The sequence below is a fragment of the Chryseobacterium sp. KACC 21268 genome (assembly GCA_028736075.1).
In the GTDB taxonomy this organism is placed as follows: domain Bacteria; phylum Bacteroidota; class Bacteroidia; order Flavobacteriales; family Weeksellaceae; genus Epilithonimonas.
Map to the genome: position 1 here is coordinate 2,269,756 of CP117875.1, position 23,313 is coordinate 2,293,068.

Here is a 23,313-nt window from a genome sequence, read left to right on the forward strand (position 1 = left end):
CTTATGGAAAATACAAATGGATCGTCATATAAAAAAATGGCTTTAATGCTTATCGTATCTTTTTTTATTATGTACGTGGTCATGTTTTTTAATGTTGACCAATTTGATCACATCTATCTGAGTTACACACGCACCTATATGACATTGCTAATGGTCAGTCCGATGGCGTTATTAATGCTGGTGATCATGCGAAAAATGTATACCAATAGAAAACTGAATCTCGTTATAATTTTAGTATCCATCTCAATTTTCACCTTCGCAATTACATCCTTGCGAAGCCAGGCTTTTATAAGCGATGTTCAATATATGAAGGCAATGATACCCCATCATTCTTCTGCGATAATGACCAGTAAAAATGCCAACATAAAAGATCCCGAGCTTCGCAAACTTTCAGATAGTATCATAAAATCACAGGAAAGAGAAATCAATCAAATGAAATCGATTTTAAAGAGATTAAAGTAAAACTTTAAAAACTCATTTTAATTATTTGTCAGATGTTTTTGAGTGCACGTCATCTTTTTAACCCGCAAATCTGATGATCACAACAATTTTATTGATAGCAATGATGGGAAAATCGTGTTTATTTATTTAAAAATATAACTCTCAAGTCAAGCCTAATAATTACAGGATAACAATTTGAAATCTTGCATCAAGATATTCTGATTCTCTAAATTTTTTGATCTTCAGTTTTAATTATTCAATTGCTTTGCTTCTATTTAATAATTATAAAAAAGAAATAGACGGCAATAAAAGTGTAGTACTTTTTTACTCTTAGCATACAATTTGTATAAAACAAATATCTAATAGATACTTGAGAAAAAAATTAAGAAAACGGATTATAATATACTTTATAAATTTTTTCAGGACTTTTATATCCTTTTAATCTTATTTTATTAAAAGTTCATTAGCTGAATATTTATTGAACCATAAAAATAAGTACAAAGGATGCGTAAAAATCAAAAAATACATAAAGATTATTGTTGCAAAAGATTGTGTGAAATGATAAGTAATAATGATTTTAATGCGTTCGAATATTTATATTCTCAATATTCCCCAATTTTATATGGTCTTGCACTGCGGACAACCGGATCCAAAGAATATGCACAGGAGTTAGTGCAAAATACATTTGTAAATGCTTGGAGATCTATCGATCTGAAAGATAAAAATGTTTCAATGAATACCTGGATGATAAAAAATCTGATGTCAGAGGTGAGAGAATTTTCTAATTCGCAAAATATTCTTTTCAATTCACAAGACAATAATTTTGATGATTTAAATTTAAATTTTGTATTTAAAACCTAATTTCTATTGTGCTCATATCTATGATGAAATAAAGTGTTATTTGTTTATTCAAATGGGTCATAATCATAAGAACAGAGATGTTTAGTTTAAAGGAGGTAGAATTGCTTTTACACAAGTAGGATTATCCGGTAATTTTTTGACACGTTTAGAAGGAAATCAATGTCAAGGGGTTTATAAATGAAATCATCAGCCTTGCATCTATTTACCAACTGATGGGTTTGGCGTAGATAAAAATTTAAAATCTTTATCTATCACTGAACAAATTATAAGTTAAATAAATGAAAATTTTAATATTCGAATCGTTTGAACTCACCACGTTCGTAAAGTTCATCACCTTCGGGATAGTTCTCGTGAGATTTTTTAAAATTTTCCAATATCTTTAACTCGTGGCTACGTTCGATAACCTCATTTTTCCCATTTAAAATGCTCGTCGCAAAAGTAGAGTGATCAATATCTTTGGTATATACCTTATTAGAATCTTTGTCTAATCTTACCAATCCTATGGGTATGATCAGGTTCCTATCACTATCTTTATTAATTATTTCACTATCGTCGCTATTGGAAAGTAATTTTGCTAAATCAAGTATTGACGAATCAGCTTCAACATTAAGATAGGCCACCTGTTGCATATTCTTATTAAAAATTAATTTGTCAACCTTTCCAATACATAACTCTTCATTGTCATACACTTTCCAATTCCTTATATCTGGATAGCCATCTGCAATTTTGTAATCAGGTAATTCGTGGAGATAATAAATATTATTTTTTTTATTTTCCATAAACATTTTCAGGAATTTATTGCAGCGATCTTTACGATTCCTACACCATTTAATTGTATCTGGATGTCAATCTGAGGGAAAAGTGAGATGTGGATTGATACCAATTTAGCATATTTTTAAACTCATCTCCATTGAGATCATTTTAACTTGAGTGCTTATTAAGATAGATATGGAGATCGCTCATGATGTGATCAATAATTATTCTGTTCATATGTCAGAGAAGAGAACCGTGTCAGAAGAAGTAGTTGAGAACGATTACCTGCCTCAGTGTTTTTTAGAATTTGATTTCGTTATTGTCTGGCGAAATTGTTAAGTAGCGAGTAAAATAAGAATGATGTTTTACCAGCAGTAAAAAAGGTTAAGATTCTCATAGCTGGCAAACCAATATCTTTAGGGGATTCCTATTTTAAAAACGTCTTTAAATAATCAATGCCTGAAGTCCATAAGATTCCATTATAACGTTCAGTTGCTAAATCATTGTGCTGCGTCTTAAACATCGAGTACATATACTGTCCCTGTTGAAACTTTGCGTAGAGTTCGTTTTCACCGGTCGGATCTTCTGCTCTCTGCTTCCTGATGTATTCTGCGAAATCTTCTAATGAAGCGACCTGGTGTAATTTGAATTCTTGTCCGGTAATTTCTTTAACATCATCAAAGATCATATTAGGAGTGATCTGAAAACTGGAGATCTGAAGATCTCTTGGGGCAGAATCATCTAAAGCAACTTCCGCTGTAAATGCTGCTGTGTCATCCATTGTGGTAAAATCCAATTTCCAATCAGCTTTATCACCCCAATATCCGATACTTTTTTCCTTCAGATTGAGGATCGGTGTATTGTACTTCAAAATATCCGCAAAACAACCGTTGAATACAGATGAAGCCTGGACAGGAGACTGGTCGATATATTTTTTAAAGGTTTTTCTCAGATCGAAATTTCTGTTATCGCCCTCCGGAAGGTCATTGTAGTCAGTACAAAAATCTGATGGGATAAATCTGGTTACACCGGCTTTGACCGCGCCGTCCAAGATCTTTTTTTGAGCGTCAATAATGACATCTCCTAAACCTGCAAGTGCAGAAACGACACAGTCAACATTGACAGATTCCGCAGCTATCGCATCAACGTTATTTAAGTCAATGATCTTAACCTCGACTCCCATTTCTTCAAGAATTTCTATTTTATCCATATCAGTGGATTCGCGGACAATTGCTTTAACTGTGGCTCCTCGCTGAAGTAGTTCTCTGCAGATCCTGTTTCCTAAATTACCTGTTGCACCGGCAACTAAAATTGTTTTTTTCATGTTTCTTTTTTTTTATGATGCTAAAAAGGGTAGTACAAGATTGAGCACTTCCTGTGGTTTTTCTTCAAATAAATAATGCCCGCTGTCCATAATTCCAACGACTTTAAGATCAGTTGCAACAAACGGCAATCCATAATTCATATAATTGTAGCTAATGTAACTTCCAATTCCTAAAACCGGCATCTGCAATGGCTGATAATACTTGGAATCCTCAATGTCCTGATTGAAGCTTTGATACCAGGCATTGGACGCCCTTATGCTTTCCTTGTCATTGTATGCTGCAGCATAGACCGCTCTTTCAAGCTCTGTCATTTTGGTTTCATCGATCATTACGTAATTGAAAAGCCACTCCTGCAGTAAATGAGACCTGCCTTCCAACAGTTGTTCCGGCAGACCTTTCACCTGATTGAATCCCATCCACCAGGCATAGGGCATTTCGTTATCCATTTTTTCATTGAAAGTTCCCGGAGAGGGAATCAGTGGCATTTGATACATTCCTTCACTCGGGTGTGATCCGTCAAGAACAATCAGTTTTTCAGTGTGTTCAGGGAAGTTAAAGGCGAAACTCATAGCCACCATCCCTCCAATGTCGTGGCCCATCAAGCTGACTTTTTCAAGACCTAATTGTAAAACCAGCTGTTGAATGTCGGTCGCCATCATTTTTTTATCATAACCTGACTGCGGTTTTTCTGATGTTCCCATGCCTCTCAGGTCAACTATAATAACACGGTATTCTTTTGCAAGCTGCATCGCAACGGGTTGTAGTGAATACCACGTTTGTGGCCATCCGGGCAGGCATATGAGTGGTTTGCCACTGCCACCTTCAACATAATGTAGTCCAATACCATTTACAGTGGTGTATTTGTTTTCGAAGCCGGGGAGATGCTTGATCAGTTCGTCATCAGCATACTTTTCTGCCGTACTATTTGAATCTTCGTTCATGTCGATTTTTATTTAACACAAAGATAAATCGTCTTTTTGTACATAAATCTACCATCTGGTAGTAAATACTTTATCTGATGTTTTTTCGTATTCTGCTCAGAGCATTAGGGGTGATCCCTAAAACACTTGCCAGCTGTTTGACCGGTATCTTTTTTAGCATCTCTGTGCTGGTCATGAATTCCAGATATCGCTCTTCCGCAGTAAGGGTCTGAAACTTCAGGATCTGATCGATCATACGAACTGATGTTTCTTCCCATATCTTCCTGCTGAACTCATGCCATACAGGTACGTGTGCATAAAGAAATTCCATATCTTTTCTATCGATCACGACGAGTTCCGTATCTTCCACTGCGCTGATGTTAAACCTTGTTGGTTTCTGGGGGTTAAGGCTCGAAATTTCAGTAAAAAATTCATCTTCAAAAACAACCCACGTTGTATTTTCCCCGTTCTCGCCTTCATAATAGAAACGCAGTCCTCCTGAAATAATAAAAAAATACTGTTGGGCGACCTGTCCTTTTTTTAGGACAAGTGTTCCTTTGCTAACATTTTTTCTCCTGCATTTAGAGAGCACGATCTGAAGTTCAGTTTCATCAATACCGACCATTTTTTTTATAAATTTTACAAATTTCTCCATTAAGTTTTTTTTAATATATCAATTACTAAAGACATTGAAAGGTTAAGTTTTTTTTAAAATATGATACCATTTTTTCTGAAATCTTACAAACCCTTGAATACTCCATAGATCAGAGACGGCTTAACAAAGATAATCTACAAAATCTAAATAAAATTTGCAGTTTTAACATCTTTTCTTTCTACTTTGTCATTGATACCATTTGTATCATTATGTCATTGTATCATTATTGCTCTACCAAGATAATATAAAGATTTTGTGGACGGAAGTGACATTGTTATTAGGAAAATCGTTAGAATGTCCTTTCTTTTGATTGTGAGATGAAATCTTTCCGGACTTATGGTAATTTACGGTCGTTGATGGTAATTATACTCAGATTTCTATAAAGTGGAAGGTAGCGTAATGATTAGTATTAATGTTCAAAGAGTCTAACTATACCATTATAATTAGATTTTGATAATTAGATCTTATTCTGGAACAGTCTTTGTAAAATAACTATAATCAAATCAATAAATATAAAATTATGAGTCACAATGCGTGTATCGAGGCTATGAACGACCTCATTAAGATCAACAACGACAGAATCGAAGGCTATGAAAAAGCAATTGAAGAATTGCAAGATGGCGAAAATAGTGATCTGAAATCACTTTTCTCCGAAATGATCAGTGAAAGCAGGACATACAGATCTGAGCTTGAAAGTAAAGTGGTCTCCTATGGAGGATCTACTGATGGTGGAACAACTACTTCCGGGAAATTGTACCGTGCTTGGATGGATGTAAGAGCTGCTTTTTCCGGCGGCGACCGAGCTTCTGTTCTCAGTAATTGCGAGGCAGGGGAAGATGCTGCTCAAAAAGCTTATAATTCTGCCATTGAAGATGCAGATGTGATGGAAGAAACTAAAGTGCTTCTTCGAAACCAACAGCAGTCACTTCGTTCCTCCCACGATAAGATCAAAGCTCTTCGTGATAGTGCGAAACAGCAGTAAAAATTTTAAAAGGCTGTCCATATCAATATGAGACGGCTTTTTTTTGTCTTTCAGATCCCATGCATCGGTATTCGATGGTTTTTATTCAATTTCGTATAGTGATGGTATTTCAATCACCTATCGATCAACATTACACGAGTCTTCATTTTTCTTATAAGCACTTCAGAAGTAGGATAACAGATTTGATAGTTATGGATTTTGGAGATAGAATTATATTCGCATAAGAAGGTTTCGCAATTTAGTTAAGTATTACCACGATTCGGTTAAATATATGTGTAATGGTTAGCCCAACTTTGTATTTATAAAATTAACGAAATGAAATTAATATTAACTGGTTCTTTAGGGAACATCGGAAAACCACTTACAAAATTATTGGTTAATGAGGGCCATCAAGTTACCGTGATCAGCAGTAAAAAGGAAAGAATACCTGAAATAGAAAGTCTGGGCGCTGTAGCAGCCATAGGAAGCATTCAGGATGCAGAGTTTTTAACGGGAACATTCAAAGGCGCTGATGCTGTTTATTTGATGGAAGCGTGGGAAGGCATTGGAAGCCTTTTCAATAAGGAAATTGATTTTCTGGCTGAATTCAAAAAAATAGCCGGAAATTATGTCACAGCTGTTCAGCGGTCCGGTGTCAAAAAGATCATTCACTTGAGCAGTATCGGTGCACACTCTGATAAGGGCAACGGAAGTCTTTTAGTTCACTATTATGTTGAGCAAATCTTACGGACGCTTCCTGAAGAGTTTTCTATAAAGTTTATGCGCCCGGTGGGATTCTTCAGTAATATCTATCGCTGGATTCCAACACTACAATCTCAGGGTAAAATTATTCAGAGCTATGGGGGAGAACAGAAAGAACCCTGGGTTTCACCGTATGATATTGCAGCGACCATTGCAAATGAAATGGAAAAACCCTTCATCGGAAGAACGGTTCATTATATCGCCAGCGATGAGGTTTCTCCCAATGAAATTGCAGCGGCATTAGGACAGTCTATCGACGATCCTGATTTGGAATGGAAAGTGATCACGGGCGAAGAATTATTGCATCAAATGCTTTCTGCAGGAATCAACGAATGGATTGCCAAAGGACTGGTGGCTATGCAAAAAGCGCAGGGTGACGGAAGCCTTTATGAAGATTTTTATACTCACAAGCCGGAATTGGGCCATATAAAATTAAAGGATTTTGCGAAAGAATTTGCCCAAGTCTATAACAACAGATAATATGATGAAAACAGCATTAATAACAGGAGCTAATAAAGGAATAGGATTTGAAACTGCCAAACAGCTTTTAGAAAACGGGTATTTTGTATTTATAGGAAGCCGGAATATAGAGAATGGTGAATCTGCCGTAAAGCAACTTAAAGACGCAGGTTTTCAAAATACCAAAGCCATCCGGTTGGACGTGACGGACATCATTTCCATAGAAAATGCTAGAAAAGAGATCGGCGAACAGGTAAATATATTGGATGTGCTCATCAACAATGCAGGAATTAACGGTGGAATGCCGCAGGCTGCACTTGAAGCGCCGGTAGAGGCTTTTCAAAATGTAATGGATACCAATCTTTATGGTGTCATCAGAGTGACCCAGACATTCATGGATATGTTGGGAAGATCTGAGGAGCCGAGAATCGTTAATGTATCCTCCAGCGGTTGTTCTCTGACATTGCATTCTGATCCTGGCTGGATCTACTACAGTCATAAAGGCGCTGTCTATACTGCTTCAAAAGCCGCTATGAATATGTATACCATTAATCTGGCCTATGAACTCCGGGATACTCCGTTTAAAGTCAATGCAGTATGTCCGGGATTCGTCGCTACAGATTTTAATGGTCACAGAGGTACCGGAACGGCGGAAGAAGGCGGAAAAAGGCTTGCCAAATATGCAATGATCACTCAGGAAGGACCGACCGGAAAATTCATCAGTGAGGAATATAATCCTGAGACCGGAGAAACACCTTGGTAATTTATTCCTTAATTTTACATTGTCAACATTTGAAAATTTTATTTCATAATTATCATTAAGTCATAAAAATGAAAAGCAAACAACATCATCCCCATAAATTTCTGTCGTTGTCTGAATTCCATAGGATGTTCGGATTACCGAAACCCGAGCACCCGCTGGTCAGCTTCATCAGTCTGGAAGATATGACGTTGCCGATAGAAGAACTGTCGGAAAATCTGGTCCTGGATTTTTACAAGATTGCTTATAAAGATACAATCGGCAGTGCTAAATATGGCCAACATCATTATGATTTTGGTGAAGGCGGCCTGGTATTTACGGCTCCGGGGCAGGTTTTTGAAAAACCCAGAAATAACAAAAGCAAAGGTTTCCTTATCCTGCTCCATCCTGACTTTCTGCTATCCTATCCATTGGCAAAGAAGATTAAGCAATACGGATTTTTTTCCTATTCAACGGATGAAGCGCTGCAGTTATCGGAAAAAGAAAAGGAGACCTTATTTTCAGTGTTTAAGATCATTGATGAGGAACTCAAAAGCAGAACAGATGACTTCAGCCAGGATGTAGTCATCTCGCAGATCGAACTTCTCCTGAATTACAGCAGCCGCTATTATAAACGGCAGTTTATCACATATAAAGCGGTGAATGACCATCTTGTCGAGAAATTTGAGAAAGTTTTGGAATTTTATTTTAACGATGATGAGGAATTGCAGAAGGGTTTGCCCACAGTACAGAACCTGGCCGATCAGTTACATATCTCGGCAAGCTACCTAAGTGATATGCTTCGTTCGTTAACAGGGCTTAACACACAACAGCATATTCATAACAGGTTTATTGAGACCGCAAAGGGAATTTTGTCCACCACTGATCTGTCGGTCTCTGAGATCGCCTATCACATGGGGTTTGATTATCCGCAGTCTTTTACCCGTTTATTCAAGAGCAAAACCAATCAGACTCCCCTGGAATTCAGACATTCATTCAATTAGATCATTTATAAAAAGTAATAATGAACCAATTTATCCTAGGTCTTCAGGCACGAAATCTAACGGTTGAGATCCATCATCATTCTGCTTACCAGATCGTGCTGTCCAATGATTCTCGTTTTAACTCTACGATCAACGGCGTTTTGTATGAAGGGATTCACGGGTTTCTGATCAAACCGCATGTCAAACATTTTTGTGCGGCAGATAATGGGACCTTGAACGTTTTGAATATTGAGCCTTACTCTACAGTCGGTCTTGAATTATCAGGCAGTTTCAAAGGCAATGAAGACTACATCGTTTTCCATACGCCCGTAGAGACCAATCTGTTATTTAATATTCCTGAAAACAATCTTGATGTCAACATCATCATTGACGCACTGGTCTCTAAATTACCGGCTACCGGCTTTGATGAAAGGGTCACCAAGATTGTGGAGTATATCAAAAACCATTATTTCAGATCGGATATCACGCCGAAGACCTTTGCGGATATCGTTTTTCTGTCTCCGTCACGTCTGGCCTCTCTTTTTAAGCAGCAGACCGGCAGCAGCCTTTCAAAATACCTTTTATGGACGAGACTGCGACAGGCGATCTACCTCACGCTAACCGATAAAGAGAGAAGTCTCACCGATATTGCTTATGATACCGGTTTCTATGACCTTCCCCAGCTCAACAAATACATGTATGAGATGTTCGGAATGCCGCCCAAAGCTTTGAAATTCAGCAGCGATCTCATACAGATTTACTGAAGAAAATTATAAAGACATCCTCGTATAAGGGTATTGACATTAGTGTTGATACCCTTTTTTATTGCTGGAGTTTATACAGCTCATTTGTTAAAACAGTGATTTGATACAAGTTTATGCATCTCATTCTCCGCAACTTTGTCTTATCAAAATGAACAAATAAAAATTCAAATCATGAAAGCAATAGCCTATCAAAAATTCGGGACCAAGGAAGTACTACAAATGCTGGAACAACCAAAACCTGCCATAACATCAGATCAGGTACTGGTTAAAATAAAAGCATTCTCCATCAACCCTATGGACTGGAAGATCAGAAAAGGGGAGATGAAGCTGATGTCAGGTTCCAGATTCCCCAAGAATACGGGAGCTGATTTTGCAGGGATCATTGAAGAGACAGGATCGTCCGTTAATAGTCATAGCGTCGGAGACGAAGTGTTTGGTGTGGTGAAAAACCTGATGAAAGAGGGAGCATCAGCAGAATATGTTGCCGTTCCGGCATCTTTGATCTGGAAAAAGCCTGAAGCATTGAGCTTTGCACAGGCAGCTTCTCTTCCTGTTGTCGGGACGGCCGCCGTAACCGCTGTTGAAAAAATGGGAAAAGTAAATCCTGAGAGCAGGATTCTTATTAATGGTGCTACTGGTGGATTCGGAATGATCCTGCTTCAGTTGCTTAAGCAGCGGGGAGCTCATATCACTGCGGTAACCAGTACTAAAGGAGCAGAATATGCGAAAAAATGGGGAGCCGCTGAAGTGATCGATTATACCAAAGGCCATATGCTTTCACAAAAAAATACCTACGATATTGTCGTTGACCTGTCTGGCAAAATGGGATATACCACTGCGAAAAAAATGATGAAGCCCAAATCCATATTTATTAACCCTACGCCGCAACCTGTGGAAATTCCTCTGGCGCTTTTAGCAAATCTTTTTACCTCAAAAAAGCATATAGTGCTTCTTTCAAATCCGGAATCCCGGTACACGGAAGTTTTGCTGGATGCAGTAAGCAAAGGCCTTGATATCGTGATCAATACAGTATTTCCTTTTACGCAGTTTCGTGAAGCCTATCAATATGCAGAACAAGGCGGATATGTGGGGAAAGTCGTTATAGAGATCAATGATAATGCATAATCGACGTAATTAAATACACCAAAACAGTAATCTGATACAAGTTGTAAGATACTGATTATCGCAACTTTGTCATATCAATAATCAATTAAATTTTAAAACAATGAAAAAAAGAATCGTAATTCTGGGCGCAACAGGAACAGTTGGAAGCAAAGTAGCAGAGATCCTTTTAAACCAAGGTCATCAAGTAGCCATTTTTGCAAGAAGCATAGAAAAGCTTGGACAATTGCGCAGTTTGGGCGCAGAGATCGTTAAAGGCGATGTGAATGATGTTGATATGCTCACCGCTGCGTTCAAAAATGCAGACACAGCCTTCCTGATCTTACCTGATAATGTGAAAGCTGAAAATGCAAGAGCATATCAAAGAAAGGTAACAGGGAATTTCATAGAGGCCATTGAAAGGTCAGGAATCAAATATATTGTCAATATGAGCAGCCTGGGTTCTCATATGCATGAAGGAAACGGGATGATGGGCGGCACCGGAGAGCAGGAGGTCAGACTGAATCAATTGGAAGATGTCAATGTGCTGCATATCCGCTCCGCTTATTTTATGGAAAACTTTTTGAGAACTATACAGCTTGTCAAAACTAAAGGGATCAACGGGACCGCTGCGGATGGGGATCATTCTATTCCGATGGTCGCTACAAAAGATGTAGCAAAGATTGCAGCACACCATCTCGCCAACCTTGACTTTACAGGCAAGAGCATCCACCCGGTAATGGGGCCCCGGAATTATACCATGAGAGAATTTACCTCGATCATCGGGAATGCCATCGGTAATCCGGAGCTGCCATATGTTCAGATTCCCTTGGAGCAGGCAAAAGAGATATTTTTGGGCAATGGCTTTACAGAAGATTTTGTAGACAATTTGCTGGAAATGGCAACAGGCATCAAGGAAGGGATCTTCAACTATGAGAAAAGGGATAAAAATTCAACGACTTCCACCACCGCTGAAGAATTTGCCAAAGAAGTATATACTACGGCTTATCATCAATAATCCATAACCATTCAATACGAATTGAAAAAAATCTGATGGTTGTGGATCGGTTGGGCTTATCATTTTGACAGATGATTTATATTTAAAAACAGCTAACTTAAATATACTGATTAAAACGCTCTTACAATTTAGGAAATTGAATTGCCAAACAATATTACAGAAAAGATGCGACAATAATTTTGAACCCGGTCGTAATGGATAGTATTAATTGAAGCATATTATTTTGATAACGAATGCTGACGCACCAGACATCATGTATCGGTATGGATTTTGGTCTGTGCTGGTAAAGTAGATCAGTTTCCTTGATATTTTTGAACTCAGGATTTGATCACCACTAAACCAAAATATTAGTATTATGAAAAAAGCATCATTGAAAACCATTGCAGAAAGAATGAAGAACCTCGATTTCTGTATGATGGTCACGCAGGACGGAAAACAGGTCTCCCATTCAAGGCCTATGAGCAATAATGGTAAAGTTGAGTATGACGGTGACTCCTGGTTCTTTTCCTATGAGGACAGCCATAAGGTCGACCAGATCTTGAACAATCATCATGTCAATCTTATTTACCAGACTGATGACATGTTATTTATCGAATGTACCGGTACCGGTGAAATTATAAAGGATAAGGACACACTTAAAGAAAAATGGGTCGACGGCCTTGACCAATGGTTTCCGGAAGGCATCGATACTCCCGGCATCTGTCTGATCAAAGTGCGCGCCAGCAAGGTGCGATTCTGGCACAAAGAGGATGAAGGCGAGTACACTGCATAGTCGTAGGTTACTAGTCATGAACTGAAATGGAGTAGAGAATCAACCTATTGAATAACACAAATCCCGACATTCGTCGGGATTTGTTATGAAATTAAAATTTTAATATGCTTTATCTAATCACCTTTTTTATGGTGATGAGGTTTCAAAGCGGTTTTGTTTTTTGGAGTCTCCTTATTATCTCTCTGGCGTTGGTCTAATTTACCTGTTGACTCCGCTGTCTTTTTTGGACCTGGCTTAATTCCCATTGTAAATAAATTTATAGATTAAGGTTCTAGATCATTCATATTTAATGCCAATCCTGTTTAGATTTCCATAGACTTTTATTGCAGTATTAGAATAAAAACTTCCATCACCTGTGCTTTTTACTTTGAAGTTCTAAAATTCAGCAAAATTAATGACAGTAGTAAAAGACCAATTCCGATTCCGATGAACAAACCTTGGGCTAAGTCCGGTAATTTTACAAAATGGGTGATTATTTGTGACGTTGCGATTGTAAACGTTCCAACTATCATTAAAATGAGCCCATTTCTTCTTGTTGTTCTTTTCATTTTTTCATTTTTAAAACTATGGATATAAGTTGTGAGTTATACTTTTTTGTTACAATTTTAAAAGGCTTTTTTCTTTGCATCTGTATGCATTTATTTTCAATTATGAGGTTAAAAATCTTAATTAATTGAGAGAGTCTAGATCATATTTTATATACCTGAATTTAAATAAATACATTTCAACGTACGATAATCCCTTTGTGACTTCCTGATTTCCTATATCAAATATAATCCTTTGTCATTGCATAGAAGAAATCTTCTTGGGTATCCCTAATCAGAGATAACAGAACGTCCGCAATTTCTGCGCTTAAAGTGTCTTCTGGAAGTACAGTATCTGTTTCTACAATTGTTTAATACCAAATATATTTTGGTTGTCATCTGGAAATTTGATTGCCATTCTGAAAACTGAAGACACAGATGTTACAATACCACCTTCTTCAATTAAAAGGTGCGTCAGTATAGTTTTAAAATCTGGTTTTCTTCCATTTTTTCGTTTTTAGGTTGAAAAAATAACAGATGTTAAGCTGCTGCTATGATCTCAGTTTGTCAGGATAAAGAGGTAAACCACCTTGGTAAAAGACTTTTTATCCACAAATCGCTCTTTATGCGATCTGACTTGTATAACGAATAAGACTTAAAAAGTCAACCACGATACAATTAATATTTCGACGCTTTTTTAATTTAAGATTTATTCCAAAATATAACGATTGAAGACTGCAGCTAGAGATCAATCTTCCAATGTTCCTATATCCACGATTTGAACACGTAATAAACCAATTGAGATACGTCTATAGGTTTGATGTTGACCATCTTTGTAACAGAATTTTTTAATATTATAAATTATCAAAATGGAAAATGTAAAAGGGAAAGTAGTGGCTGTTACTGGCGCTAGCAGTGGTATTGGTGAGGCAATTGCCAGACATCTCGCTTCACTAGGTGCCAAAGTAATTTTAGGAGCAAGGAGAATTGATAATCTGGAAAAGATCACCAAATCCCTTGCACAAAATGGTTATCAGGTGGACTATAGAGCGCTGGACGTTACTGAACCTGACGATGTTTCTTCTTTTGTGAAGTTTGCTGTCGAGAGGTTTGGCACGCTGGACGTTTTTGTTAACAATGCAGGGCTGATGCCTTTGTCTATGATCAACAAGTACAAAATTGATGAGTGGCATAGAATGATCGACGTCAATGTCAAAGGTGTCCTGCATGGAATTGCAGCCGCATTACCTATCTTTGAGTCGAAGGATAGCGGACAGTTCATTAATATCACCTCAGTTGGTGACAGATGGGTTGGCCCGACTTCTACTGTCTATAGTGCAACCAAGTTTGCCGTAAGGGCCATATCGGATGGATTACGTCAGGAAGTGAGCAGAAACATACGTGTAGCGCTGGTTGCACCTGGTGCTACGGAATCAGAATTACCAAATACTATTTCGGACCCGGAATTGAAAAAGATGGCAGTAGAAATGTTTAGGAAAGACCTGATCTCTGGTGAGGCTATTGCCAAAGCTGTAGCATTCGCTATTTCTCAACCTTCTGACGTGGATGTGAATGAAATAGTGGTGAGACCTACAGCTCAAAAAGCTCTGTAAATGTTAATTAAAAAAAGAAACACTTATGAGCGGCAACATTGAAGAGAATAAAGAATATATTGGGATGTGGGTAACCGATGATGGCCACATCTGCCACGAGCTCTTGGCAAAAAACAGGTATGACGAAGCCAGGGGAAAACAGAAAAGTGCCTATCAAGGTCATTATCATATTTGCCGCAATCATATCGTCTATAAAGATGATACTGGTTTTACTGCAGACGGTGAATTCATAGATGGCATCCTTTATCACGGAGGAATGGTCTTTTACAAAGAAAATAATAATAATTTAGCATGATGGAAAAGACATTCCGCTTTAATTCAATAGACGAATTTCACAAATTTTGTAATCTCTCGGGTCCAGAACACCCTTTGGTCAGCCTTATTGATTACAGCAAGGTATGTTACCCTGCCAATAAAATAGAGTTACAGTGGGTGCAAAATTTTTATTCCATTGGTTTAAAGCGGAATGTTAATGCCAAATTCAACTATGGTCAGCAGGCCTATGATTTTAATTCCGGGATCCTCACTTTTGTGGCCCCGATGCAGTTTTTGAAAATTGAGATAAACCCGGACGCAAAGGTCGAGCCAACAGGTTGGTTATTGCTCATTCACCCTGATTTTCTTGATAATACAAATTTGTCTAATAAGGTCAAAAGCTATGACTTCTTCCAATATGCCGCCAATGAGGCTCTTTTTCTATCAGATAAAGAGGAAAGCGTAATTGTTGATATCCTACGCAAAATTGAGAATGAATACCGGTCAAACATGGACAAATTCAGCCATGAGCTGATCATTGCCCAATTGGAAATGCTTCTCATCTACGCCGAGCGTTTTTATGAAAGACAGTTTATAACACGAAAGAAAACCAACGTAGAATTATTAAATAAATTTGAACAAGTGCTTTCCAATTATTTTTATGATGGTGAATCTCTACAAAATGGAATTCCATCAGTGACGACCATTGCAGCAGAGCTCAATGTTTCCGCCAATTACCTGGGGAGCATTCTAAGGATGTATACGAAGCAAAATACCCAACAACATATACAAAACAAACTGATTGAACTGGCCAAAGAACGATTGAGTACGACACAGCTTCCAGTTAGTGCGATCGCTTATGACCTAGGTTTTGAACATCCACAATCATTCAGCAAGCTTTTCAAGGCCAAGACCAGTCAATCGCCTTCGGAATTCAGGAGTCATTTCAATTAAAGGATTAATAAGAATGAACTTTTCGTTCATTTAATCTTCCGTGTCTGAAGATAAAAAAGAGGCAAGGGTGAACTAACGAATATTTTTCCTGATTCTGCTCAACGAAGATTGTGTAATTCCCAAATAGGATGCTAAATAAGAAAGTGGAATGCGGTTAGCAAGTTGAGGGAATTTTTCAAGAAAGGAAAGATAGGATTCTTTCACATCCTGTGTCATCATTACACTGATTTTATTGACTTTATCAGCTAATCCTTGGCTTTTATCTTAATCAGAGGGTATTCTGTTCATAAACTCCCTTGAGATAGAGTTGCTTTTTTTAAGAGCATATTTTTGTTCAGATGAAAGAAGAAAAACAATCCGATATTGAATACAAAGAAGATGTTATGAAACATCTGTTTTTTTAGTTTATTAATTATGTCTGTACAAAATTCAATTATTTGAATTTTGTACCTTTGAAATATGAATAATGTAGAATCATTAGAAGATTTTTATACAGAACGTTTCAAGTCCATTCCAATAAGTTTGCAAAATGAAATCGGGCATTTTAATGTGTTTGCTTTTAATGATCTGTTAGGATGCAGTATTAAACCTATTCCTTACAGCCGCAGAGGTTATTTTAAAATAAGCTTGATACAAGGGGAAAATAAAGTGCACTTTTCTGATAAGACCATTGAGATCAAAAAACAGGCGTTGCTTTTTGCAAATCCCCAAATCCCCTATAATTGGGAGCAAATAGGAAACGAGCAAAATGGATTTTCGTGTGTTTTTACAGAGCGTTTTTTTCATCATTTCGGCAATCCGAAAGACTATTCTGTTTTTCAGCCCGAAAGTTATCCAATAATTGAATTGACGGATATACAGGCTGCATGGGCAAATAAATTATTTGATGAAATGCTAACGGAGTGGACATCTGAACACCTGCATAAATATGACAAAATGCGGATCATGGTTTTTGAGCTTTTGTATAATGCAGAAAAACTGCAACCTATTAAGCCAAATTCTCAACTTTATAATAATGCTTCTCAAAAAATTACCACGCAATTTTTAGAATTATTGGAACGTCAGTTTCTTGTTGAAGATGTCGGAGCATTGCCTTTACGTTCCCCGGCAGATTATGCGGGAAAATTATCTATTCACGTCAATCATTTGAACAAAGCTTTACAGGAAGTTTTGAATAAATCAACTTCTGCCATTGTCCATGAACGAATTTTAGTTGAAGCAAAAATCCTTTTGAAGCATACTAAAAAAGATATCTCTGAAATTGCTTTTGCATTAGGCTTTAAAGAAAATACACATTTCAATAATTTCTTCAAAAAACATACGGGTATAACACCAAGACGTTTTCGTCTTGATTGATTTTTGTAACAATGTGATTGATTTTTGTTAAAAAATAAGGTAGTTCTAACCCTAAGTTTGCAACATCAAAATATAGTACAATGGCAAAAACAATTTTTATTACAGGTGCTTCATCGGGCATAGGAAAATCAACAGCAATTTATTTTGCAAATAAGGGTTGGAAAGTAATTGCAACAATGCGAAACCCACAAACAGTAACGGATTTAGGGGAATACGACAATATTACATTGCTTTCGTTGGATGTTACAAATGTTGAACAAATAAAATCAACAGTTGAAAAGGCTATTGCTTTGGGAAATATTGACGTGGTTTTGAATAATGCAGGTTACGGGACTGTGGGTGCGCTGGAAGGCACGACAGACAAAGAAATAGAACAGGTTGTAAATACCAATCTTGTGGGCGTTATCCGTTTGACAAAGGAATTTATTCCGCATTTCAGAGAAAACAAAGGGGGTGTGTTTATTTCAATTTCATCGATTGGTGGTTTGGTCGCTTATCCATTCTTTTCGTTATATCATGCTACAAAATGGGCTATTGAAGGCTGGACAGAAAGTATGGCGTTTGAATTAAACCGTTTGGGTATTCAAATAAAGACAGTGCAGCCTGGACCTACCAAAACAGATTTTGTAGGACGTTCATTGGTTATTCCCGAGCATCCGGCGTATGATGATTTCTTCGATGGCTTCAAAAAAGCATTTTTCAGCGACGAGGTCATCAATGGTCTTGCTCCTGCGGAAACTGTTTCAGAAGTGATATATGAAGCTGCCACAGACGGAAAAAACCAGTTGCGTTACTTGGTTGGTGCTGTTGCAAATGGTGATTATGACAAGCGTTTAGAATTGGGGGCAGAAGCATTTCATCAAGACCTGGATAAAGCATTTTTCGGATCATAATTATTCATAACAAAACAATCGAACAAAAAGGCTGGAAAAGCCTTTTTTCATTATGAGTATGCTGTGGTCACAAAAGAAAAGACCGACCAGAATAACAGCTAATATTTAAAGTTTTATAAAATCAGATATTTGTTGAATTTACAATTCCATTTTATGCCTTGGTAAATTGATTTCCTGCTCTTGCGGATAGGGTTGCCTTTGTGTCATACTTATATCTTCTTTTAATGTTCCCGCTGTCTCTAATGATTTGTTTTGATCCATGGAATATCTTGGATCCGGAATGAATGGCATTTTAGCCATTTTGTGAATAGTGATCGTGGGAAAATGGAAATCGACTTCTACCGTTCCCAACAATAGATAACAGCCACCACCTTGAAAAGGATATTGTTCCAAACAGTTTGGAAAATGGGCAGTATCAAAATAGTCGCCTTCCGCATCGATCCATGTTCCGAAAAACATGGCTCCTCTTTTTGTAGGAACGTGTTTTCTGGAAATCAGATAGGCCAGCATTTTCACCTGCTGCTTATGATATTTGGTAAGATCTTTAGACATGACCGTTCCACGATATCTGGTCTGTAAGAGATCGAAAGGACTGAAGGATACAGGAAATCCCAAGATCTCAATCTCGTCAAAAGCATCTTCAAATGGATTTCTTTCTATTTTAGGCAGCTGATATTCTTTTTTAGGCTCGTCAAGTAAAGTCAGCTGCATATTGTCCGGTCTGTTTCCTGCCATCAGAAACCTGGTCTCTATGAGCAATTCATGCTTTTGTTTTCCGGTAAAACGGAAAGCACCGATAAATATCAGGACCTGCAGGTTTTCAATACCGATGGGGATCCTTTTTACAAAATTTTCCAATGAAGTATAATCACCGTTATTTTTTCTTTCTTCCGGGATCATCTGTGCGATCCTTCCTTCCAGTTTTTCAATATGCATCAATCCCAGATAAACGTCGGTCCCATAGACCGTGGTCTGCAATTCACTCAGGTTGACACAAGGGTTGTTGATAGTGGCACCTGACATCCTGGCCTCATGGACATACACCTCTGTCCGGTAGAAGCCACCACCATTATTGATGGCACAGACCATAAACTCGATGGGATAGTATACTTTCAGGTACAAGCTCTGATAGCTTTCCACAGCGTAGGAGGCTGAATGCGCCTTGCAAAATGAATAGCCTGCGAACGATTCGATCTGCCTGTAGACTTCTTTGGACAATTGTTCCGGATGCCCCAATTCCTTACACGATTCAAAGAAATGGTCCTTTACTTTTTGAAGAGCTGACAGAGAACGACCTTTACCGCTCATTGCTCTTCTGAGAACATCCCCATCAGGGGCGGACAGGCCGCCGAAGTGCAATGCGATCTTGATCACATCTTCTTGATAGACCATAATACCATAAGTTTCCCCCAGTTCTTTTTCAAAGACCTCGTGGAAATACTCGAACTTGTCAGGATTATTGTGCCTGAAGATATATTCCCTCATCATGCCGCTCTGCGCTACACCCGGGCGTATAATAGAGGAGGCTGCGACAAGAACCTTATAGTTCTCGCATTTCAGTCTTCTCAATAATCCGCGCATGGCCGGGCTCTCGATGTAAAAGCATCCTATTGTTTTGCCTATGCTCAGGAATTCATTGCACCTGGGCTCATTTTTCGACAGGGTAGTGTCCTTGATATCTACTGTGATGCCTCTCTTTTCCCGGATGAGGTCGACCGTATCTTTGATCGTTCCCAGACCTCTCTGGGAAAGAATATCGAACTTTTCAAGACCAATAGCTTCCGCAGTATGCATATCAAACTGTACAATAGCGAATCCCTTGGGTGGCATCTCCAATGCAGAATAATGGGTGATAGGTTCCTCTGAGATCAGTATCCCGCAGGAATGCATGCTTCTCTGATTGGGATATTTCTCCAGCATTTTCCCGTAATGATGGACTGCCCTGAACACCGAGTTATCATCATGCTGGTCCATCGGTTTGCCAGCCAGGATATCAAGCTCCTCTTTAGGAAGCCCAAATGCTTTTCCAACCTCCCTGAATATAGATTTGTATTTGAATTCGACATTCGTTCCGCAAAAGGCAACGTGGTCTTTGCCGTATCTTTCGAAGATATACTCAAGGATGGTATCCCGGGTCTGCCAGCTCCAGTCAATGTCAAAGTCGGGCGGAGTCTTCCGGTTAAGATTTAAAAAACGCTCAAAATAGAGATCCAGTTCCAAAGGGCATATGTCTGTAATTCCAATACAGTAACTGACAATGGAATTGGCACCACTTCCACGCCCGACGTGCATGAATCCCATCCGGTTGCTGTATTGGATGATGTCCCAGGTGATCAGAAAATACCCGCAGAAATTCAATTGATCAATAACGCCCAATTCTTTTTCAACCCTTGCCTTGGCATCAGGATCACCGTCAGGATATCTTCTTTCAAGACCTTCGTAAGCTAATTCTTTTAACAGTTTAAAATCATTTTCCCTGCTATCTGTAAAATGCTTCTTGTTCTTGGGCGTGGAAAAGTCAAAATCAAAACTACAGCTGTTGACCAGGTATTTTGTGTTTTCAATGATCTGGGGATAAAGTTTATAAGCACTTAAAAGCTTTTTCTTATCAACAAACGTCTCTGTACTATGACAATGGTCATTTTCTGTGAGCTTGCTGATCAAAGTGTTTCCATCGATCGCCCTTAAGATCTTGTGCAGCTCATATTCTTCAGTTCCATCAAAGGTTACCGGATGCAGAATGACCATCTTATCGATCAATTTTTTCAGCTCAGGCCTTACCAGAAGATTCAATTCATCCTGTCTTATACCGATGAACTCATGTTCTGATAAACACTCAGGAATATTCTCCAAAGGATAGATGATAAAAGTATTTTCAAGGGAAGGATTCGTTTTAGGGATCTCAGTTCCTTCACAGTTATGATCTGTCAAAAGCCGGTTCGTCTCCGCAATACCTTTAGCATTTCTAGCAAGACAAATGTAATATTGTTCATTTTCGACACGGACATCAACGCCTACAATTGGCTTGATATGATTCTCCTCACAGAGCTTATAAAAATCATAGATCCCGGTCACCGTATTGATGTCTGTCAAGGCCAGTGTTCTGATATTCAGATCCACAGCCTTGCGTACCAGATCCTCAATGGAAATGGTGCCGTAACGAAGGCTGTGATAAGAATGGCAATTGAGAAACATAATGCTATATTTTGATTTATTTTAAAAAACCGGATGCCCTTCCGACGCTGGAAGTCCCGAATCTGTTCTTGATCCTGTCCATGGTCTGATAAAGGGAGATCAGTTCTTCGGTATCTTCGAAAAGGTCCATCTGATGACTCCCGTGCACAAGACCGGTGAAGCGGATGCCTATCAGACGGATCCTCATTCTACGGGTATACACCTTATGAAACAATTCAAGGACAGCCCTGTGCAGAGTATGGTCGGCAGAAGTGTACGGAACCTTGCACTGTTTGGTCTCTGTGTCAAAATTGGAATACCTGATCTTAACGGTAACGGTAGAGGTCAGCCATTTTTCCTGCCTTAGCTGATAGGCCAGCTTTTCTACCATTCCCGACAAAATGCTTCTGATCTGATGAACATCGATCGTATCCTCAGAAAATGTATCTTCGGTGGATATTGATTTCCTTTCAGAATAGGGCACTACGGGTGTATCATCGATGCCATGGGCTTTTTTCCAAAGTATCGTTCCATTTTTTCCGATCAGTTGATGAAGGACCTCTACAGGCATTTCAGATAGGGTTTGTATCGTCTTAACGCCTAGCCTGGAGAACAGATTGAAGGTCTCTGTGCCGACCATCGGGATCTTTTTGATGGATAGGGGATTTAAAAAATTCTGGATATGGGGAGCCCTGACCTCTAGTCTGCCTGTCGGTTTTGATTCTCCGGTCCCGATCTTGGATACCGTCTTATTGGTGGAAAGGGCAAAGCTGATCGGCAGGCCTGTATTTTTCTGAACAGCATCCGCGATCTCATTGGTCCATTGAAAGCATCCGAAGAATTGATCCATTCCTGAGAGGTCAAGATAAAATTCATCGATACTGGCTTTCTCCAGCACCGGTACTTTTCCCTGAATGACCTCGGTCACCAGATGCGACATATTGGAGTAGTATTCCATATCTCCTTTGATGACCTTTGCATCAGGGCATAGCCTCAATGCCATTTTTATCGGCATCGCTGAACGCACCCCAAACTTCCGGACCTCATAGGAGCATGATGCCACCACACCACGGTCCCCACCTCCAATGATCACAGGCTGTTTCTCCAAGACTGAGTTTTTCAGCCGCTCACAGGAGACAAAGAATGTGTCAAGGTCCATATGTGCAATTGCTCTTTCCATTCTGCAAACTTAGTCACGTTTTTAAACAAAATTTGTATATTTGTTGTCATAAATTATGACAATGTCAATTTTTGCAGATAACATCGTGTTTTTGAGAGGTCAAAAAAATCTAACCCAACATAAGCTGGCGGAAGAACTCATTCTTACAAGATCAAGATATGTTTCATACGAATATGGAAATGCAGAACCTCCCATTGAGGTATTGGTCCGGATCTCCAAATATTATAATATCAGCATCGATCTTTTGGTCACGGTCGATATCAGAAAATATCCGTTGGACAGGATGATCGATCTGCCGGGGAATAAGATATTACTTCCGGTAGCAGTAGATGCGGAGGGAAATAATTTCATTGAGATCGTACCTCAAAAAGCTTCTATGGGTTACTTGAAAGGATTCAGCGACCCTGAATTCATTGAAGGTCTTCAGAAAATGCAGCTGCCTTTCTTAAAAAACGGAAAATACCGTGCATTTTTAGCGGATGGTGATTCTATGCCACCCTTTGCTGACCAATCCATCATTATAGGAGAGTATGTAGAAAAATTGGAAGACCTTAAATCAAATAAGGAATATATCTTTGTTACCACTGAAGGCATTACCTACAAGACATTTTTGAAAAGGAACAAAAAGTTCATTACCGTATCAGCCGATAACTCATTTTACGAACCATACGATATTCCACTGGAGGATATCGCAGAAGTATGGCGTTATGTAAGAGGGATACTTCCCCAGGATTACAAACCGCATTCGCTTCCTGATGAGGCCAATCTCAAAAATCTCGTAGCAGAAGCCAAACGCAGTATCAGTAATTTGGAGAACGGTATTATTAAACTCAATCCTTAAGAATAAAAG

The 23,313-nt window shown here is 38.6% G+C and carries 23 protein-coding genes and 1 pseudogene; 16 read left to right on the forward strand and 8 right to left on the reverse strand.

Features of this window, described 5'->3' with window-relative positions:
* Nucleotides 1–3 precede the first annotated feature (3 nt).
* Both PQ459_10500 and PQ459_10505 read left to right on the forward strand, forming a co-directional pair.
* Nucleotides 4–462, forward strand: a complete 459-nt coding sequence (locus PQ459_10500; protein ID WDF45326.1) for a DUF305 domain-containing protein — start codon at nucleotides 4–6, stop codon at nucleotides 460–462.
* Nucleotides 463–999: 537 nt separating this feature from the next.
* Complete coding sequence (locus PQ459_10505) at nucleotides 1,000–1,302, forward strand: sigma factor (GenBank protein ID WDF45327.1); 303 nt, start codon at nucleotides 1,000–1,002, stop codon at nucleotides 1,300–1,302.
* Nucleotides 1,303–1,589: 287 nt separating this feature from the next.
* Here the strand turns inward: PQ459_10505 and PQ459_10510 are convergent, their stop codons facing one another.
* The 4 genes from PQ459_10510 to PQ459_10525 form a co-directional block, all read right to left on the reverse strand.
* The gene (locus PQ459_10510) at nucleotides 1,590–2,081 is read right to left on the reverse strand and encodes a photosystem reaction center subunit H (protein ID WDF45328.1); all 492 of its coding nucleotides are present in this window, start codon (nucleotides 2,079–2,081) and stop codon (nucleotides 1,590–1,592) included.
* A 401-nt stretch (nucleotides 2,082–2,482) separates the two neighbouring features.
* Complete coding sequence (locus PQ459_10515) at nucleotides 2,483–3,379, reverse strand: NmrA family NAD(P)-binding protein (GenBank protein WDF45329.1); 897 nt, start codon at nucleotides 3,377–3,379, stop codon at nucleotides 2,483–2,485.
* 12 nt (nucleotides 3,380–3,391) lie between these two features.
* The gene (locus PQ459_10520) at nucleotides 3,392–4,321 is read right to left on the reverse strand and encodes an alpha/beta hydrolase (GenBank protein WDF45330.1); all 930 of its coding nucleotides are present in this window, start codon (nucleotides 4,319–4,321) and stop codon (nucleotides 3,392–3,394) included.
* 70 nt (nucleotides 4,322–4,391) lie between these two features.
* Complete coding sequence (locus PQ459_10525; protein WDF45331.1) at nucleotides 4,392–4,955, reverse strand: Crp/Fnr family transcriptional regulator; 564 nt, start codon at nucleotides 4,953–4,955, stop codon at nucleotides 4,392–4,394.
* 520 nt (nucleotides 4,956–5,475) lie between these two features.
* Between PQ459_10525 and PQ459_10530 the strand changes: the two genes are divergently transcribed.
* The 8 genes from PQ459_10530 to PQ459_10565 all read left to right on the forward strand — a co-directional run bounded on the left by PQ459_10530 (nucleotide 5,476) and on the right by PQ459_10565 (nucleotide 12,514).
* Nucleotides 5,476–5,937 (forward strand): PA2169 family four-helix-bundle protein, encoded by a 462-nt coding sequence (locus PQ459_10530; GenBank protein ID WDF45332.1) that lies wholly within the window; start codon nucleotides 5,476–5,478, stop codon nucleotides 5,935–5,937.
* Nucleotides 5,938–6,252: 315 nt separating this feature from the next.
* Nucleotides 6,253–7,158 (forward strand): NAD(P)H-binding protein, encoded by a 906-nt coding sequence (locus PQ459_10535; GenBank protein ID WDF45333.1) that lies wholly within the window; start codon nucleotides 6,253–6,255, stop codon nucleotides 7,156–7,158.
* Nucleotides 7,159–7,162: 4 nt separating this feature from the next.
* A complete protein-coding gene (locus PQ459_10540) occupies nucleotides 7,163–7,900 on the forward strand; it encodes an SDR family oxidoreductase (protein ID WDF45334.1) in 738 nt (245 codons plus the stop codon).
* 68 nt (nucleotides 7,901–7,968) lie between these two features.
* Complete coding sequence (locus tag PQ459_10545; GenBank protein ID WDF45335.1) at nucleotides 7,969–8,880, forward strand: helix-turn-helix transcriptional regulator; 912 nt, start codon at nucleotides 7,969–7,971, stop codon at nucleotides 8,878–8,880.
* A gap of 20 nt (nucleotides 8,881–8,900) precedes the next feature.
* Complete coding sequence (locus PQ459_10550) at nucleotides 8,901–9,623, forward strand: AraC family transcriptional regulator (GenBank protein ID WDF45336.1); 723 nt, start codon at nucleotides 8,901–8,903, stop codon at nucleotides 9,621–9,623.
* A 171-nt stretch (nucleotides 9,624–9,794) separates the two neighbouring features.
* Nucleotides 9,795–10,748 carry an NADP-dependent oxidoreductase gene (locus PQ459_10555; GenBank protein ID WDF45337.1) on the forward strand — a complete coding sequence of 318 codons (954 nt, stop codon included), beginning with the start codon at nucleotides 9,795–9,797 and terminating at the stop codon, nucleotides 10,746–10,748.
* 100 nt (nucleotides 10,749–10,848) lie between these two features.
* Nucleotides 10,849–11,742 (forward strand): NAD(P)H-binding protein, encoded by an 894-nt coding sequence (locus PQ459_10560; GenBank protein ID WDF45338.1) that lies wholly within the window; start codon nucleotides 10,849–10,851, stop codon nucleotides 11,740–11,742.
* Between the two features lie 355 nt (nucleotides 11,743–12,097).
* Nucleotides 12,098–12,514, forward strand: coding sequence for a pyridoxamine 5'-phosphate oxidase family protein (locus PQ459_10565; GenBank protein WDF45339.1), 417 nt, complete (start codon nucleotides 12,098–12,100; stop codon nucleotides 12,512–12,514).
* A 362-nt stretch (nucleotides 12,515–12,876) separates the two neighbouring features.
* On the opposite strand, the gene PQ459_10570 is transcribed toward PQ459_10565, so the two are convergent.
* Entirely contained in the window at nucleotides 12,877–13,062 is a 186-nt protein-coding gene (locus PQ459_10570; GenBank protein WDF45340.1) for a hypothetical protein, read from the reverse strand.
* Nucleotides 13,063–13,907: 845 nt separating this feature from the next.
* On the opposite strand from PQ459_10570, the gene PQ459_10575 reads away from it, so the two are divergent.
* Genes PQ459_10575 through PQ459_10585 form a run of 3 tightly spaced genes read left to right on the forward strand, consistent with a single transcriptional unit; the run spans nucleotide 13,908 to nucleotide 15,860 of the window.
* Complete coding sequence (locus PQ459_10575) at nucleotides 13,908–14,651, forward strand: SDR family oxidoreductase (GenBank protein ID WDF45341.1); 744 nt, start codon at nucleotides 13,908–13,910, stop codon at nucleotides 14,649–14,651.
* 25 nt (nucleotides 14,652–14,676) lie between these two features.
* Nucleotides 14,677–14,946 carry an Atu4866 domain-containing protein gene (locus PQ459_10580; protein ID WDF45342.1) on the forward strand — a complete coding sequence of 90 codons (270 nt, stop codon included), beginning with the start codon at nucleotides 14,677–14,679 and terminating at the stop codon, nucleotides 14,944–14,946.
* A complete protein-coding gene (locus PQ459_10585) occupies nucleotides 14,946–15,860 on the forward strand; it encodes a helix-turn-helix transcriptional regulator (protein WDF45343.1) in 915 nt (304 codons plus the stop codon). Before PQ459_10580 ends, PQ459_10585 begins: the two co-directional genes overlap by 1 nt.
* 72 nt (nucleotides 15,861–15,932) lie before the next feature.
* Here the strand turns inward: PQ459_10585 and PQ459_10590 are convergent.
* Nucleotides 15,933–16,100 (reverse strand): annotated as a pseudogene (locus PQ459_10590) (Crp/Fnr family transcriptional regulator).
* Nucleotides 16,101–16,319: 219 nt separating this feature from the next.
* Between PQ459_10590 and PQ459_10595 the strand changes: the two are divergent.
* Both PQ459_10595 and PQ459_10600 read left to right on the forward strand, forming a co-directional pair.
* Nucleotides 16,320–17,216, forward strand: a complete 897-nt coding sequence (locus PQ459_10595; protein WDF45344.1) for a helix-turn-helix domain-containing protein — start codon at nucleotides 16,320–16,322, stop codon at nucleotides 17,214–17,216.
* An 80-nt stretch (nucleotides 17,217–17,296) separates the two neighbouring features.
* Nucleotides 17,297–18,109, forward strand: coding sequence for an SDR family oxidoreductase (locus PQ459_10600; protein WDF45345.1), 813 nt, complete (start codon nucleotides 17,297–17,299; stop codon nucleotides 18,107–18,109).
* Between the two features lie 138 nt (nucleotides 18,110–18,247).
* Here PQ459_10600 and dnaE read toward each other — a convergent pair whose 3' ends face one another.
* Both dnaE and dinB read right to left on the reverse strand, forming a co-directional pair.
* A complete protein-coding gene (dnaE, locus tag PQ459_10605; protein WDF45346.1) occupies nucleotides 18,248–21,304 on the reverse strand; it encodes a DNA polymerase III subunit alpha in 3,057 nt (1,018 codons plus the stop codon).
* 16 nt (nucleotides 21,305–21,320) lie between these two features.
* Nucleotides 21,321–22,463 carry a DNA polymerase IV gene (gene dinB / locus PQ459_10610; protein WDF45347.1) on the reverse strand — a complete coding sequence of 381 codons (1,143 nt, stop codon included), beginning with the start codon at nucleotides 22,461–22,463 and terminating at the stop codon, nucleotides 21,321–21,323.
* A gap of 61 nt (nucleotides 22,464–22,524) precedes the next feature.
* Between dinB and PQ459_10615 the strand changes: the two genes are divergently transcribed.
* On the forward strand, nucleotides 22,525–23,304 hold the full coding sequence (locus PQ459_10615) for a LexA family transcriptional regulator (protein WDF45348.1): 780 nt from the start codon (nucleotides 22,525–22,527) through the stop codon (nucleotides 23,302–23,304).
* Nucleotides 23,305–23,313 lie beyond the last annotated feature (9 nt).

Bases quoted from the DNA above. Each gene is read 5' to 3' on its own strand.
- PQ459_10525 (WDF45331.1), bottom strand. From the start codon at position 4,955: ATGGAGAAATTTGTAAAATTTATAAAAAAAATGGTCGGTATTGATGAA.
- PQ459_10515 (WDF45329.1), bottom strand. From the start codon at position 3,379: ATGAAAAAAACAATTTTAGTTGCCGGTGCAACAGGTAATTTAGGAAAC.
- PQ459_10585 (WDF45343.1), top strand. From the start codon at position 14,946: ATGGAAAAGACATTCCGCTTTAATTCAATAGACGAATTTCACAAATTT.
- PQ459_10545 (WDF45335.1), top strand. From the start codon at position 7,969: ATGAAAAGCAAACAACATCATCCCCATAAATTTCTGTCGTTGTCTGAA.
- PQ459_10535 (WDF45333.1), top strand. From the start codon at position 6,253: ATGAAATTAATATTAACTGGTTCTTTAGGGAACATCGGAAAACCACTT.
- PQ459_10555 (WDF45337.1), top strand. From the start codon at position 9,795: ATGAAAGCAATAGCCTATCAAAAATTCGGGACCAAGGAAGTACTACAA.
- PQ459_10530 (WDF45332.1), top strand. From the start codon at position 5,476: ATGAGTCACAATGCGTGTATCGAGGCTATGAACGACCTCATTAAGATC.
- PQ459_10510 (WDF45328.1), bottom strand. From the start codon at position 2,081: ATGGAAAATAAAAAAAATAATATTTATTATCTCCACGAATTACCTGAT.
- PQ459_10600 (WDF45345.1), top strand. From the start codon at position 17,297: ATGGCAAAAACAATTTTTATTACAGGTGCTTCATCGGGCATAGGAAAA.
- PQ459_10570 (WDF45340.1), bottom strand. From the start codon at position 13,062: ATGAAAAGAACAACAAGAAGAAATGGGCTCATTTTAATGATAGTTGGA.
- PQ459_10500 (WDF45326.1), top strand. From the start codon at position 4: ATGGAAAATACAAATGGATCGTCATATAAAAAAATGGCTTTAATGCTT.
- PQ459_10540 (WDF45334.1), top strand. From the start codon at position 7,163: ATGAAAACAGCATTAATAACAGGAGCTAATAAAGGAATAGGATTTGAA.
- PQ459_10580 (WDF45342.1), top strand. From the start codon at position 14,677: ATGAGCGGCAACATTGAAGAGAATAAAGAATATATTGGGATGTGGGTA.
- PQ459_10550 (WDF45336.1), top strand. From the start codon at position 8,901: ATGAACCAATTTATCCTAGGTCTTCAGGCACGAAATCTAACGGTTGAG.
- dinB (WDF45347.1), bottom strand. From the start codon at position 22,463: ATGGAAAGAGCAATTGCACATATGGACCTTGACACATTCTTTGTCTCC.
- PQ459_10595 (WDF45344.1), top strand. From the start codon at position 16,320: ATGAATAATGTAGAATCATTAGAAGATTTTTATACAGAACGTTTCAAG.
- PQ459_10505 (WDF45327.1), top strand. From the start codon at position 1,000: ATGATAAGTAATAATGATTTTAATGCGTTCGAATATTTATATTCTCAA.
- dnaE (WDF45346.1), bottom strand. From the start codon at position 21,304: ATGTTTCTCAATTGCCATTCTTATCACAGCCTTCGTTACGGCACCATT.
- PQ459_10520 (WDF45330.1), bottom strand. From the start codon at position 4,321: ATGAACGAAGATTCAAATAGTACGGCAGAAAAGTATGCTGATGACGAA.
- PQ459_10575 (WDF45341.1), top strand. From the start codon at position 13,908: ATGGAAAATGTAAAAGGGAAAGTAGTGGCTGTTACTGGCGCTAGCAGT.
- PQ459_10565 (WDF45339.1), top strand. From the start codon at position 12,098: ATGAAAAAAGCATCATTGAAAACCATTGCAGAAAGAATGAAGAACCTC.
- PQ459_10560 (WDF45338.1), top strand. From the start codon at position 10,849: ATGAAAAAAAGAATCGTAATTCTGGGCGCAACAGGAACAGTTGGAAGC.
- PQ459_10615 (WDF45348.1), top strand. From the start codon at position 22,525: ATGTCAATTTTTGCAGATAACATCGTGTTTTTGAGAGGTCAAAAAAAT.